General features: G+C 58.8%; 10 protein-coding genes. 5 read left to right on the forward strand and 5 right to left on the reverse strand.

Going from position 1 to position 12,933, the window contains the following annotated elements; all coding sequences use genetic code 11:
• Window positions 1-318 precede the first annotated feature (318 nt).
• Both AN476_RS13890 and AN476_RS13895 read left to right on the forward strand, forming a co-directional pair.
• Window positions 319-1,704 carry an AAA family ATPase gene (locus tag AN476_RS13890; protein ID WP_054462199.1) on the forward strand — a complete coding sequence of 462 codons (1,386 nt, stop codon included), beginning with the start codon at window positions 319-321 and terminating at the stop codon, window positions 1,702-1,704.
• Window positions 1,697-2,764, forward strand: coding sequence for a ParB N-terminal domain-containing protein (locus AN476_RS13895; protein ID WP_054462200.1), 1,068 nt, complete (start codon window positions 1,697-1,699; stop codon window positions 2,762-2,764). Before AN476_RS13890 ends, AN476_RS13895 begins: the two co-directional genes overlap by 8 nt.
• 34 nt (window positions 2,765-2,798) lie before the next feature.
• On the opposite strand, the gene AN476_RS13900 is transcribed toward AN476_RS13895, so the two are convergent.
• The 5 genes from AN476_RS13900 to AN476_RS13920 form a co-directional block, all read right to left on the reverse strand.
• A complete protein-coding gene (locus tag AN476_RS13900; protein ID WP_054462201.1) occupies window positions 2,799-3,812 on the reverse strand; it encodes an NAD-dependent epimerase/dehydratase family protein in 1,014 nt (337 codons plus the stop codon).
• A gap of 147 nt (window positions 3,813-3,959) precedes the next feature.
• Entirely contained in the window at window positions 3,960-5,201 is a 1,242-nt protein-coding gene (locus AN476_RS13905) for a lytic murein transglycosylase (protein WP_054462202.1), read from the reverse strand.
• Window positions 5,202-5,281: 80 nt separating this feature from the next.
• Entirely contained in the window at window positions 5,282-6,277 is a 996-nt protein-coding gene (locus AN476_RS13910) for a HAMP domain-containing sensor histidine kinase (RefSeq protein WP_054462203.1), read from the reverse strand.
• Complete coding sequence (locus tag AN476_RS13915; RefSeq protein ID WP_054462204.1) at window positions 6,277-6,951, reverse strand: response regulator transcription factor; 675 nt, start codon at window positions 6,949-6,951, stop codon at window positions 6,277-6,279. The genes AN476_RS13910 and AN476_RS13915 overlap by 1 nt, the downstream gene beginning before the upstream one ends.
• Window positions 6,929-8,542 carry a DUF4173 domain-containing protein gene (locus AN476_RS13920; RefSeq protein WP_157063762.1) on the reverse strand — a complete coding sequence of 538 codons (1,614 nt, stop codon included), beginning with the start codon at window positions 8,540-8,542 and terminating at the stop codon, window positions 6,929-6,931. Before AN476_RS13920 ends, AN476_RS13915 begins: the two co-directional genes overlap by 23 nt.
• A gap of 239 nt (window positions 8,543-8,781) precedes the next feature.
• On the opposite strand from AN476_RS13920, the gene AN476_RS13925 reads away from it, so the two are divergent.
• The 3 genes from AN476_RS13925 (at window position 8,782) to AN476_RS13935 (ending at window position 12,922) form a co-directional block, all read left to right on the forward strand.
• Entirely contained in the window at window positions 8,782-9,966 is a 1,185-nt protein-coding gene (locus AN476_RS13925) for a lytic murein transglycosylase (protein ID WP_054462206.1), read from the forward strand.
• Between the two features lie 287 nt (window positions 9,967-10,253).
• Window positions 10,254-11,780, forward strand: a complete 1,527-nt coding sequence (locus tag AN476_RS13930) for a class I adenylate-forming enzyme family protein (RefSeq protein WP_157063763.1) — start codon at window positions 10,254-10,256, stop codon at window positions 11,778-11,780.
• Between the two features lie 77 nt (window positions 11,781-11,857).
• The gene (locus tag AN476_RS13935; protein WP_054462208.1) at window positions 11,858-12,922 is read left to right on the forward strand and encodes a C4-dicarboxylate TRAP transporter substrate-binding protein; all 1,065 of its coding nucleotides are present in this window, start codon (window positions 11,858-11,860) and stop codon (window positions 12,920-12,922) included.
• Window positions 12,923-12,933 lie beyond the last annotated feature (11 nt).

Genomic DNA, 12,933 nt, shown 5'->3' on the forward strand with positions numbered 1-12,933 from the left:
CCCGAAGCCAGCGACCCATAAACCTGTTGATGGGTACCTTAGATCCCGTAAAATGGTACCCTGTAGCCTGTTTTCAGGCACCCAAAACAGACTACAGCATTGAAAAACAATGTTTTTTAAGGACCAAAGATTCTAAAAATCCAAAAAAAACTAAACGTTTGTTGTGCAGATTTTTCTGTTTTTTGGTGGTTTCGCGGCGAAACCTGTGAATTTGCCACGGTTGAGGCAAAAAAAGCAGACAATGCTGGATTGATCCAAGGATGTCCGTTAATTTTCCCAACATACGCCAAAAAGGCGAACATGTTACGAGGCAACAATATGAGCAAACCCCCCTCACCTTCCCTGCCGCCCTATCTCAATCTTGACCCTGAGACAGCCGCAAAGAAGCTGCCAGATGCAATCGGCACCGCCCGATTTGCCAAGGCCGCTGCCTTTTGCAGCAAGGGACGTGAAGACCTGGCACGGCGGGGCTACGCCCCGGATGGCCAGAAACGGCTGCGTAAATTCTCGACCTGGGAGATCACGAAATATCTGATCCCGGTGGCCCCCGCCCATCTGCGTCGGGTGCTCAAGGCCAATCCTGATCTCCCCCAGGGTGAAGGCGAAGGCGGCTCGAAATGGTTTACCCTCGAAGAGGTTCTGGCGCTGCGCCAACATTTTGCCAGCGAAGGTGTCAGCACCAAAGAGTACCTGCCTTACAGGCCCGAGGGCCTGCCCGCCAAGGTCGTCTCGGTGGCAAATTTTAAGGGTGGCGTAGGGAAAACTTCGACGGCTGCGCACCTGGCCATGTCGGCGGCGTTGGATGGGTATAAGGTCCTAGTCATTGATCTCGATAGCCAGGGGTCCATGACCTCAATCATGGGCGGCAAGGTTGCTGATGAATGGCAGACCGTCTTTCCGCTCATGGCCAAGGATTATGCCAAAGCGGTTCAGGCGGAAAACGAAGTCCGCGCAGCAGCGAGCCAGCCGGAGATCCCGCTGGACGAAACCCTGCAAGAGGCCCTGAAGACCACACCTCAGGATGTCATCCAGAAAACCCACTGGCCCAATATTGATCTTATCGGCGCGCAACTCAATCTCTACTGGGCCGAATTTCAGATCCCGGTCTGGCGCATGGGGCTGCGGAGCTGGCCGCTGTGGGATGGTCTGACCAACTTCTTAGAGGATGAAAAGATCCTGGATGACTACGATGTCATCTTTCTCGATACGCCTCCGGCGCTTGGCTATCTGACCATCAACGCCTTGGCGGCGGCGGATATCCTGCTGGTTCCCCTCGGGGCCTCCTACCTCGAGTTTGACTCTACCGGTCGCTTCTTTGACATGCTCTACACCACCTTTGCCTCCATCGAGGATGGTGAAAACACTGCACAGCGTGCGGCGGGGTTACCGGAAATCAAGTTTGAATGGGATGTTGTACGGGCCATCGTTACGCGTTTTGATGCCAGCCAACAGACCGATATGGCCAATGTGATCCAGGCCTATTTTGGTGATTTCATGAATGCCTACCGGCAGGATTATACCGCGCTTGTGGGCCAGGCCGGTGAGCAGGTGAACGGCATCTACGAAGCGGATTACCGTGACTTTAACCGCGATACCTATGTGCGTGGGCGGGAAACATTTGATCGCACCTATGCGGAATTCAAGGAACTACTGATCGGGTGCTGGTGGCGCGATGCCAATATGGGAGATGAGCACAATGGCTAAACGCAGAAGATTGATCGCCCCGGATGCCAGCGAGTTGCAAGAGTTGGAGGAAGGTTTCGCGACGAAACCCTCGGCCAATCCGTTTGAGACCAAATCAACCGTGCCGCCCATCGCCCAGGTCGCGGCCGAAGCCGCCAGCCTCAATAGTATGGCCGGGGTTACGGATCGTGTGGCGCTGGCCCGGGATCAGGGCGATGCGGCGCGCTGGCGTGAGGCCGAGCAGGAGGGGCTGGTCGTTCAGATGCTGGCGCTTGCGGATATTGATCAGGATTTCATCCGCCGCGATCGTCTGATTGAGGACGCCGAGGCCATGGCCGAGCTGCAGGCCTCGATCAAGGAAAACGGGTTGCGTGCCCCCATCGAGGTCGCCAAGACTGAGGCTGGATACGGGCTTATCTCTGGCTTTCGCCGGCTGCAGGCCTATCGCGCCCTGGCGGCCGACAGCGAGCGCTTTGTCCAGATCCCGGCCTTTGTCCGTGACGCGGATGCGGGGCAGGCGGCCTATGTGTCGATGGTCGAGGAAAACGAGGTTCGCGCCAACCTCAGCCATTACGAGCGTGGACGCATTGCAGTATTGGCCGCGGATCAGTCGGTCTTTTCCTCGGTCGAAGCTGCCGTGGACGCGCTGTTTGGAACGGCGTCCAAGGCCAAGCGTTCCAAGGTGCGCAGCTTTGCCAAGGTGCACGAAGCCCTGGGCGATCTGCTGCAATTTCCAACTGGGTTGACTGAAAAAGCGGGGCTCGCCCTGGCGACAGCATTGCGGGAAGGGAGCCAAGGCCAGCTGCGCGCTGCCCTGGCAGAGGCAAGGGCACAGGATGCCAAATCCGAATGGGTTCTGCTGCAAAAAGCCATGAAAAGCGCAAGCGTTGCGCCTCGTGACAAATCCCGCGGCGGGCGCCCGCAGGAGATCACCCAGATTCCCAGCCGCGACCTGCCCAAAGGTGGCGCGCTAAGCGCTGAGGTTTCAGTGGATGGGCTGCGGATCGAACTGAAGGGCAGGGTGATCAATGCCGATACCGCCGAGCAGATCCTCAATATGATCGCACATCGGATTGGCTGAAACGGTCTTTGGACGCAACAATCGGCTGGGGCTGCTATTTCTGATAGTAGTCTCGGAACCAGCGCACAAAGCGGTCAATACCCTCACGAAAATCCGTTTGCGGCTGATAGCCCGTCAGGGATTTCAATAGGGTCGCATCGGCCCAGGTCGCAGGCACATCGCCGATCTGCATCTCCATGTAGTTGCGGATGGCTTTTTTGCCGAGGCTGGTCTCGATTGCATCGATGAAATCCAGCAGCCGTACCTTTTCCGAATTGCCGATATTGACCACCCGATAAGCCGCCACCGGAGACAGGCTATCTCCCTCTTCAATCTCGTCCTTGCTGGCAGGGCGCTGGGGCACCACGTCGATCAACAGGCGGATACCCCGCACCAGATCATCGACATAGGTGAAATCTCGGTACATCTCACCGTGGTTGTAGATGTCGATGGGGCGGTCTTCTAGGATGGCATCGGCAAATTTATAGAACGCCAAATCAGGCCGCCCCCAGGGCCCATAGACGGTAAAAAACCGGAACATGGTGGTCGGTAGATCCCAGAGATGCGCATAGGAATGGCCCATGCTTTCGTTTGCTTTTTTGCTGGCGGCATAGATGGTGAGCGGCGCATCGGTGCGGTCCAGCTCGGTAAAGGGCATCACATCGTTGCCGCCATAGACCGAAGAGGAGGAGGCCATCAGCAGATGTTCGACCTTCAGGCGTTTGGCAGCCTCCATCACATTGAAGGTGCCCATGACATTGGTTTCTAGATACGACCTCGGGTTTTCAAGGCTATAGCGCACGCCTGCCTGACCAGCGAGGTGAATGATCACCTGCGGAGCAAAACCATCCGCCATAGTGTCAAATCCTGCGGCATCCTCCAGCATCGCCTCGGTGGCGGTGAAATTGGGGTGCTGCAGCAGCATGGCATGGCGACGTCGTTTCAGTGCAACATCATAGTATTCGGTCATGCCGTCAAAGCCATGCACACGAAAACCCTCGTCCAACAGGAGCTTGGCGAGGTGATAGCCGATGAAGCCGGCGGTGCCGGTAACCAGAACGCGTTTCATGTGTTGTCTTCTGTCCTGCCGTCGTGATGCGAAAGGGGGCTTTGTCGCATCATGGCCTCGCGACCGGGGAGGGGCCGCTTGTTGAAATCTGCGCTGCTATAGCACGGGTTGAAACCCGGTGCGAGGGGGCAGGGGTTCTCGATCACACTAGTTTGAAGCCAATGATTTCATTGAACTATCTGGGAAACAACTTGGCTCTTTACCCATACGTTCTTGCCAGCGGCCGATGGAACGGCGGGTTTTAAACCCCACCAAGCCATCGGCGCCGCCAACATCGTGGCCCAGGGCTTCGAGCCCACGCTGCATGGCGGCCACATCTGAGCGGTAAAGCCTGTCCAGCCTCTGCCAGCGGTTGGTGAAATCGCCCACGCCATATCGAATACGGTCACCGACATGGCCGACAAACAGCGCATAGAGATCGCTTTTGTTGTAGTCCTTCAGCACATAGAAATTGGGCGTGACAATAAAGGCGGGTCCATAGCGCCCGGCTGGCATCATTAAATATCCCTCTCCGGTGCGCTCTGCTGCGGGGAAGGGCCGGCCAGAGACGCGGGTAATGCCCAGAGCCTCCCAATCGGCGATGCTGCGGCCCTGATCCGGGCCTTCCAGGCTGCAAGAGACTGCAGCGGGTACTTTGACCTCAAATCCCCAGTCGCGGCCTTGTTGCCAACCGTGTTCGGCAAGGAAATGTCCGATAGACATCAGTGTGTCCGCTTCAGATCCCCAGATATCGGCGCGGCCATCGCCATCGCCGTCCGTCGCATATTTCAGGAAATTGCTGGGCATAAACTGGGGCTGGCCTAGCGCCCCGGCCCAGCTGCTTTTCATGCTGTTGGCCTGCACATGGCCCGCCTGTGCAATTTGTAATGCGGCGAGCAGCTCCGTGCTGAAATACTCGGCGCGGGTGCTCATAAAGGCCTTGGTGCCCAGTACTCGAAACACATTATGCGGGATCTTGGCGCGGCCATGGGCGCTTTCACGGCCCCAGATGGCAATGGCGATCCGTCCCGGCACTCCGGTTTCGGCCTCAACCCTTGCCAGGGTGCTGGCATGGCGCTGCAACATCTTGCGCCCCATGGCGGTGGCCCCGTCCAGCCCGCCTCGGCTAAAATACTTGGCGGGCACGCCAAATTCCGCCTGGCGTTGCTGGCGCGGCACCTGTGCTGTGGTGCCGGGGGGGACCAGATCGGGCAGATCCCAATTTAGGGTCACACCGGAAAAGGCCGCCTTAAAGGTCTTGCGTTTGACACCTTCCGCTTTGGCTGTCGGCCAGATTTCCTGCTGCAACCAGTCCTGAAACTGCCGCTCGATCTTGGCGCGGTCCAGAGCCGAGGCGGGCAGGGGCAGCAGCCAAAGAGCTGCGAGCAAAACAATAAGTCGAGTGAACATAAAGCAGGCTCCGGCGGGCAAAGGGGTGCTTGCCAGCCTAGCGGGGTTTGGCAGAAATGCCAGCCGGGTATCGGCGGGATTCAGCGCGAAAAGGTTCCCGGAAAACGGATGACAAAGCAGGCCCCGCTCTCGCTGGGCTGCAGCGCGATCTCGCCGCCATGAACGCTGAGCATATTTCGCAGGATGGTCAGCCCCATACCCGTGCCCCCCTGGCTGCGCTTGGTGGTGAAAAACGGATCAAAGATCTGTGCCGCATTGCCGGGCGAGATACCCTGCCCATCGTCCGTAATGTTCAACGCCAGATCTGCGCCTTGCAGCTCGGCGTCGATCACAACCCGTTGCGCGCCCTGTTCGCGGGCGTTGTTCAACAGGTGCGTCAGGATCACCCGCAACCCGCTTTCCCCGATAGGCAGCGACAGTTCGATGCCTAAGAAGGAGAGGTCAAGATCGGCAAATCCCTCCCCAAGCCAGGTGCGCAGGGGGGCGAGCGTGCTGCTGCCGTGATGGGCCATCTCGCGGGCGCGTGCGACCTCGCGTAGGGCTGTGAGCTGCTCTTCGATCTGGTGTGCGGCACCCTCAATTTGGGCGAGCAGTTTTTGATCTTCAAGGGGCAGGGCGCCGCCGTCCTCGATCAATTCAGCCGCGGCGCGAATGGCGGAGACTGGGGTTTTGATCTCGTGGCTGACGTGATCGGTGAAACTGCGAATGGTCATTTCCCGGTTGCGCAGGTGTTCGGCCATATCAACGACGTTCTGCGCCATCATGTGCAATTCAGCTGTTCCGGATTGTTCAGGTGGGTCAACGGCTTGGCGGGGTTGGCTGCGGGTCTGAGCGGCATAGGCATTGAGTGCGCGAATGGGTGAAAGCAGCAGCCGAACCAGCAGCCAACCGAGAAATGACGTTGCCAGTAGGATCATTGCCGCCAGCAGGAAGGCGGCATTGCGAAAGCCAATTTCCGGGCCCAGATAGCGCAGGGCAACCAAGCCAATCAGGGAGAGCACCAGTGTGCCGGCCAGCCCACCCGCCAGAACCAGCGCCAGCGAGGGGCGCCATTTTTGAACCAGTTGCGCCCGCATTAGCTAAATGCCCTCAGGCGAATGCCAACGGCATGCACCGTTTCGATCAGGTCATTGCCCCCGGCTTGCTCCAGTTTGGCGCGCAGATTGCGCAGATGGCTGTCCAGGGTTCGATCTGAGACCTGACTGCCCGCCCCCCAGATCTGGGTGATTAGCTCGGCGCGGCTGCGAATGCGGGCAGGGTCTTGCAGCAGCAGGATAAGGATTCCCTGCTCGCGAGCAGTCAGCGCGATTTCCTGCCCGTTGATCTGGCAACGGTGTGCCAGGGTATCCAGGCTCAGGCTGCCATGGAGCAGCGTTGTTGGTGCCTGGGCCTTTTGGCTGCGTTTCACGATGGTGCGGATGCGGGCCACCAGCTCGCGCGGGCTAAAGGGTTTGGTGACATAGTCATCGGCGCCCAGTTCAAGTCCCAGAATACAGTCGACCTCATCGTCACGGGCAGTGAGGAATAGGATCGGCACCTCTGAACGCTGACGGATGCGGCGGCAGACCTCAAACCCGTCCAGTTCCGGCAGACCAATATCCAGCACGATGAAATCCGGGTCTTCGCGGCTGGCGTGCAGCAACGCCTCTTGGCCATCGGCGGCCGTCACCACCTGCCAGCCTGCGCGTTCCAGTGCGATGCGGACGAGGTCGCGCAGGCGGGGATCATCATCGACCAGTAGGATTTTCATCGCTCTTTGCCTTATCTGCGCTTGTGCCGTCAAAATTCAGCCCAGCATAAGAACTTACCCGCCAGGAGCGAAAGCCCCATTCGCGCCAGCTTTTTTGATCAGCAGCGAGTTGCCAGCAGAAGGCATAATCGGGAGGGATTGCGAGATCGGCATCTGCACGCTGTGCCGCTTGTATACCGCTTGCTGCATTTGGCCCAAGGGTGCAGAGGTAATACCAATCGGGCGATTGGGCTGAGCTCATGCTGAGGTTCTGAGTAGCTATCACACTGGCAAAATTTACAAAAGCACAGATGTAGAGCGTGCCCAGCCCCAAGCCGACACACCGTAGCAACAACCACCGGTTTGAACGCACTTTGAGAATTTGCCAAGCAGTCATCATCAGGCCGACTACCACCAAACCGATCCAGATCATCGCGTAGAGCCGCAGGTAGGTAAGGCCAAAGCTGGCGACATAGAGATCAAGCCGCAGCACGGAGCTGAGCCCGAGCAGGGCGTTCTGGCCAAGCCAGAGCATCATCAGCGGTTTCAGGCTGGCATGGCTGTTCAGATAGGGGCGGGCAGCAAGGGCAAAGCTTCCGGCCAGCATGGCCGTGATCAGCAATGGGTAGGCGCCGCGATGGGCATAGTTAGCCAGGGTCATGCCCCGGGGCAGTTCCGCCCCGCCAAAGAGGATGGAAAGATCCAGCCCGCTCTGCACAGTCAGGATCAGATTGAACACTACCAGGGCGCGCAGCACTGAGCCGCCATTGAGACCAAAGCTGGGCCGCTTGCGCTTTGCACTGCTGGCGGGATCTGGCGCGCGGGAGGATTTGGTCTGCACTGGCACAAGCAGGGGCCAGATCATCAGAGCGGTGCCGCTCCAAAACATCAGGCGCTGCAGCAGGGCGACGACATCTAGATCAAAATCCAACAGGTCCAACAGACCCTGCTCCAGCAGGGGGTTGGCCTGCAGCATGAGGGTGATCAGCACCAGAGCACCGCCCACAGGGAAGCTCCAGTTGCGCGCGTGGCGCGACAGGGCGGCGGCTCGTTTGCTCTTTTGCGAGTCCTTTGTGCCCCTCTCAGTGGGACTGGAGAACAGGGCCTTCAGAAAAGCCCGCAGGCCGGAGAGCGGCAGGGTGCGCAGCAAATGCAGGGCTGCCGCTGGCAGCTCCTCAATCTGGGCCTTGGCTGGCAGGTGACCCCAGGCGATGGCGGTAACAAGCCCTAAGAGTTGAAAGCCCATTGATAGAGCCTGATAGTGCTCGATAACCGGCAGACTGGTCAGCAGCAACAGCAACAGGGCAGGCTTGGTCCGGTCTTTGAACTGCGCGCCGTCAGGCCGGTTCAGCAGTATGGTCACGCCAAAAAGTGCCCAGCTGAACAGAGCGATGGAAATCCCCGGCGCATAACCCCAGAACAGCCAGTCGGCCAAGGCAACCAACACCACCAGCGCCAGCAGAGCGCCACTGCTCTTGCGGCTCAGATCTGCCCAGTTACTTTGCCGGGGAGGGCTAGCGGTGGGAGAGTCTTCTGCGCTGTCACAGGAAAGCCACCAGCCATCCTGGGCAATAGATGCGGGCAAGCCGCGCACGATATAGTCACCTGTCATCTTCTGTTCCTCGGTTTTGTTTTTGTCGCAAGCGCTGTTCAATACGCTGCCAGAATGTCTTGCGAGAGGAATGCCACAGGCCCTGCGCAGCTCTTGCGCATGAAATGTGCAGGAGTTGTGCAGAGTGGATATGCTGGGCGGTGATCTGTGCTTCGGCGGGGAGACGCCAACCGCAGTTGCGCATAGATTGCAAGCCGGGCGAGATGCGCTAGGGTGAAAGAAAACAGCGAGCAGTGATCATGAGTTTTTCCAAGAGTAAGACAACGCAGGTGTCGCGACGGTGCTTTGGCCTGGGGTTTGCCGCCTTTGGGCTGGTGGCCTGTGGCAATGTCACCTCGGCCAATCAGCGGGTGAATTCGGGGGGGAGCCCCGTGATCCAACCCGGGCTGCCCGCGGATCTGCAGCCCACGCCCAATGCGGGCTATGATAAATGGGTTGAAGGCTTTTACCCCCGTGCCCAGGCCAAAGGCATCACTGAGGCGACGCTGCGCGCGGGCTTTCGCAATGCCGGCTATCTGCCGGGGGTGGTGAAACGCGACCGCAACCAGACCGAATTCAAACGCACGCTTGAGGATTATCTGTCGATTGCCGTCTCGGATCAGCGCGTCAGCAAGGGTCGCGCCGCCTATCAGCGGCATCAACGTACCCTGCTGGCCTTGGAGGCAAAATACGGCGTGGATGCCTCGATCATTGCTGCGATTTGGGGGCTGGAGAGCTTTTATGGTGAACGGCGTGGCGATGTGCCCGTGGTTTCGGCGACCTCAACGCTGGCCTATGACGGACGGCGCGGCGCGTTTTTTGAAAAGCAGCTGATCGCGGCGCTGAAGATCCTGCAAAATGGCGATATTTCGGCGAACCGGATGACCGGCAGCTGGGCCGGAGCCATGGGCCATACCCAGTTTATCCCAACCTCCTACCAGGCCTTTGCGGTGGATTTCACCGGTGATGGACGCCGCGATATCTGGTCTGAGGATCCGACGGATGCCCTGGCCTCTACCGCCGCTTATCTGGCGCGCAATGGCTGGACCCGGGGACAAAGCTGGGGACGTGAAGTGACAGGCGCAGCCGCTGCGGGGGCCCTGCAGCCGCAGGCGGGCGGACCTAGCTTTGCTGTCACCAGCAATTTCCGGGCGATCAAGCGCTATAACAATTCGGATGCCTATGCGATTGGGGTGGGCCATCTGGCCGACCGGATCGCAGGCGGCCCTCCGCTGCGCGGCAAGTTCCCGCCCGATGCCAATGGGCTGACCAAGGATGACCGGGTCGCGCTGCAAAAGCGCCTGACGGCCAAGGGGTTTGATACTGGCGGTGCAGATGGAGTTTTGGGCCCCAAAAGCCAGGCGGCGATCAGCGCCTATCAAGCTAGCGTCGGGCAGCCTGCGACTGGTACACCGTCGATCGAGCTGTTGCGGGCTCTGAAATAGCCACTCGACCGTCTTCGACCTGCCAATCACCCTGTTCTTCAGACCCGCCCGCTGTGATCTGACAGCAGGCGGGCCTTTCTGTGACGCGTGATCTCTTCAGTGAACAAAATCCGTTACGTAATTTCACTATGGGGATAGCAATTCCACATATTGAAATTATTCTACTCTCACGCTATACCCGGAGAAACAACGCTCTTCTTGCTGCAGGGCAGCAGAGAGGCACCCTTTTGGCGCGATAAAGAGGGAAAGCGTTGAGTTTCAGTAGGATTCACAGGGAGGGGACCTGCGTGCAGACCCGAATTCACGACACGTTACAGGCGGCAGCTGCTGCCAAACCCAGCGCATTGGCGATGATCGACTATGCGGATGGCAGGTTTACCTGGGCGGATCTGGCGGCCGCCACGGCCGATGCCAAAGAGCTTTTGCAGGCGCAGGGGGTCAAACCCGGGGATCGCGTGGTCATGGTGTTTGAAAACTGCCTTGCGGTTTGCGCCTTTATCTTTGCCACCAGCGAGCTGGAGGCCATTTCGGTTCCACTGAATGCGCGTCTCACCCATGCCGAGCTTGATCGCCTCATCACCCATAGCGATCCAAGTATGGTGGTGTTTTGCAACGATGCCTCTGAGACAGCGGTGATCCACGGCAAGGCCTTCTCTGCCAAACCCTCCATGGGGCGCTACGGCACTGTTGGCGTGTTTCAGCGCAATGGCAGCCAACCTGAGCCCTGTTTCGAGGCCGCAACCGAACAGGTGGCGCTGCTGCTCTATACCTCGGGGACAACAGGCGTGCCCAAGGCGGCGATGCTGACCCATCACAACCTGCTTTGTGCTGCCGCGGCAGCAGCCAAGGTGCGCGGTATGCAGGCGGATGACATGACCTTCCTGGCTCTGCCCCTGTCGCATATCTTTGGCTTTGTCACCTTCTTGTCGATCTGTGGGGCCCAGGGCTCTATGCGGTTGGAAGCACGTTTTTCTGTCGAGCGGCTGTATAAGGCGCTGCAAACTGATGTGACCCTGCTGCCGGCAGTGCCACAGATGCATGCGCATCTGTTCCACTATGCCCGGGCACAGAACAAACCGCAGTATGACACCGGGCTATTGCGCTTTGTCTCCTCTGGCGGTGCACCACTGGACCCCACCTGGAAACGTGAGGCCGAAGCCTTTTATGGTATTCCACTGCAAAACGGCTATGGGCTGACAGAAGGCGCTGCCGGCGTCTGTGCCACGGCGAGCCCGCTGGGCGACCCGGATGTGAGTGTTGGCTACCCGATGCAGGACAGCCTGTTCCGGCTGGATTTTGAGGCCGAAGGCGCCACAGCGGATGAGGGCATCGGGGAGATCCTGGTGGGCGGGCCACAGATCATGAAAGGCTACTTCCGCGACCCCGAACAAAGCGCCAAGGTGCTGACCGAGGATGGCTTTTTCCGCACCGGTGACCTGGGACGTTTTGATGACGAGGGCCGTTTGCATATTGCTGGGCGCTCCAAAGAGTTGATCATCCGCTCAGGCTTCAATGTCTACCCGGTTGAGGTCGAAGGCGCGTTGACGGACCACCCGGAGGTGATCATGGCAGGCGTCGTGGGAAGACAGGTGTCGGGCAACGAAGAGGTCCTGGCCTTTGTCAAAGTTGCGGTGGGTTGCACCCTGAGCGAGGCGGATCTCTCCGCCTTTGTGAAGGACAAGCTTGCGCCTTACAAACGGCCGACCCGGATCATCTTGGCCCAGGATCTGCCTGCGGCCCCAACGGGAAAAATCCTCAAGGCGAAACTGATCAGCAGCTTTTCGGACGAGCTGAACGGAGAAACCGTTAGCTGAACAAAAATTCTACTATACGGAATAAGATTCTGTATGTTAGCCATATAAGATATAATCTCGGGGAGGAGATTTTGACCATGCGTTTTGTGAAATCCACATTGGGGGCCGCAGCTGTTGCCCTGTCTTTTGGCACCGTTGCGGCGGCGCAGACCACCATCTTTTATGGCCACAGTGGTCCGGCGCGCGGCACGGTTCCTGCGGCGCTGAAATGGTTTGATGGCCGCATTGGTGAGCTGTCGGATGGTGATCTGAAGCTGGATGTGCAATGGGGCGGAGCCCTGTTCAAAGCCTCGGCTTCTGTGCAGTCGATTGGCGATGGTGTGGCCGACGCAGGCTCGATCATCTCGGCCTATTTCCAAAAAGAAATGGCGGCCTATTCCCTGGCGGACCTGCCTCTGGGCGGTCCTAACCCCTGGGTTGGCCTGCGTGCCACTGATCACTTGATGCGCACCATGCCAGAAATCACCGAAAACCTGGCACGACAGAACCTGGTCTATATCGGCACCTTCACCGCGTCTGATGTGAACGTGGCCTGCAAGGGCGCCGAGATCAATTCGATCAAAGACATCGCGGGCATGAAGGTGCGCGGCGCCGGCGTCTATGGCAAGGTCTTTGGCGAGCTGGGCGCCACCATGGTGAACCTCAGCGTTTACGAGGCCTATCAGGGGCTGGATACTGGGCTGATCGATTGTTCCCAGGGCTATTCCTACATCATTCCAGCCCTGAAATGGCATGAAGTCATCGACAGCTACACCGTGCTGAACTGGGGCCAGATCGGCGGCTATGGCATGTTCATGAACAAACAAAGCTATGACGCGCTGAGTGATGCGCAGAAAGAGGTTCTGACTCAGGCGGGCACAGAGCTGGCGGATAAGTTTGCCCAGATCGTGATTGGTGCCAATGCCAAGGCGCTGAACGCGATGCGCGAGGGCCAATATGAGCGTCCGGTCAAGGTGATTGAGGTCTCCGCCGAAGAGCAGGCTGAGCTCAACGCGGCGACCGAGCCTTTCCTGGCGGATTGGAAAGAAAACGCTGCCAGCGTGGGGCTGAACCCGGATGCGATGATTGAGGTCTATACGCAGGCGGTTGCGGATTACACCGCAGAGTTTGAAGCCGAGGGTTACCCCTGGGAGCGCAACTAACCGGCGCTACT

It is taken from the genome of Phaeobacter sp. 11ANDIMAR09 (genome assembly GCF_001294455.1).
GTDB lineage: Bacteria > Pseudomonadota > Alphaproteobacteria > Rhodobacterales > Rhodobacteraceae > Pseudophaeobacter.

Coding starts and splice junctions, on each gene's coding strand:
- AN476_RS13925 (WP_054462206.1), top strand. CDS start 8,782: ATGAGTTTTTCCAAGAGTAAGACAACGCAGGTGTCGCGACGGTGCTTT.
- AN476_RS13895 (WP_054462200.1), top strand. CDS start 1,697: ATGGCTAAACGCAGAAGATTGATCGCCCCGGATGCCAGCGAGTTGCAA.
- AN476_RS13900 (WP_054462201.1), bottom strand. CDS start 3,812: ATGAAACGCGTTCTGGTTACCGGCACCGCCGGCTTCATCGGCTATCAC.
- AN476_RS13915 (WP_054462204.1), bottom strand. CDS start 6,951: ATGAAAATCCTACTGGTCGATGATGATCCCCGCCTGCGCGACCTCGTC.
- AN476_RS13890 (WP_054462199.1), top strand. CDS start 319: ATGAGCAAACCCCCCTCACCTTCCCTGCCGCCCTATCTCAATCTTGAC.
- AN476_RS13920 (WP_157063762.1), bottom strand. CDS start 8,542: ATGACAGGTGACTATATCGTGCGCGGCTTGCCCGCATCTATTGCCCAG.
- AN476_RS13905 (WP_054462202.1), bottom strand. CDS start 5,201: ATGTTCACTCGACTTATTGTTTTGCTCGCAGCTCTTTGGCTGCTGCCC.
- AN476_RS13910 (WP_054462203.1), bottom strand. CDS start 6,277: ATGCGGGCGCAACTGGTTCAAAAATGGCGCCCCTCGCTGGCGCTGGTT.
- AN476_RS13935 (WP_054462208.1), top strand. CDS start 11,858: ATGCGTTTTGTGAAATCCACATTGGGGGCCGCAGCTGTTGCCCTGTCT.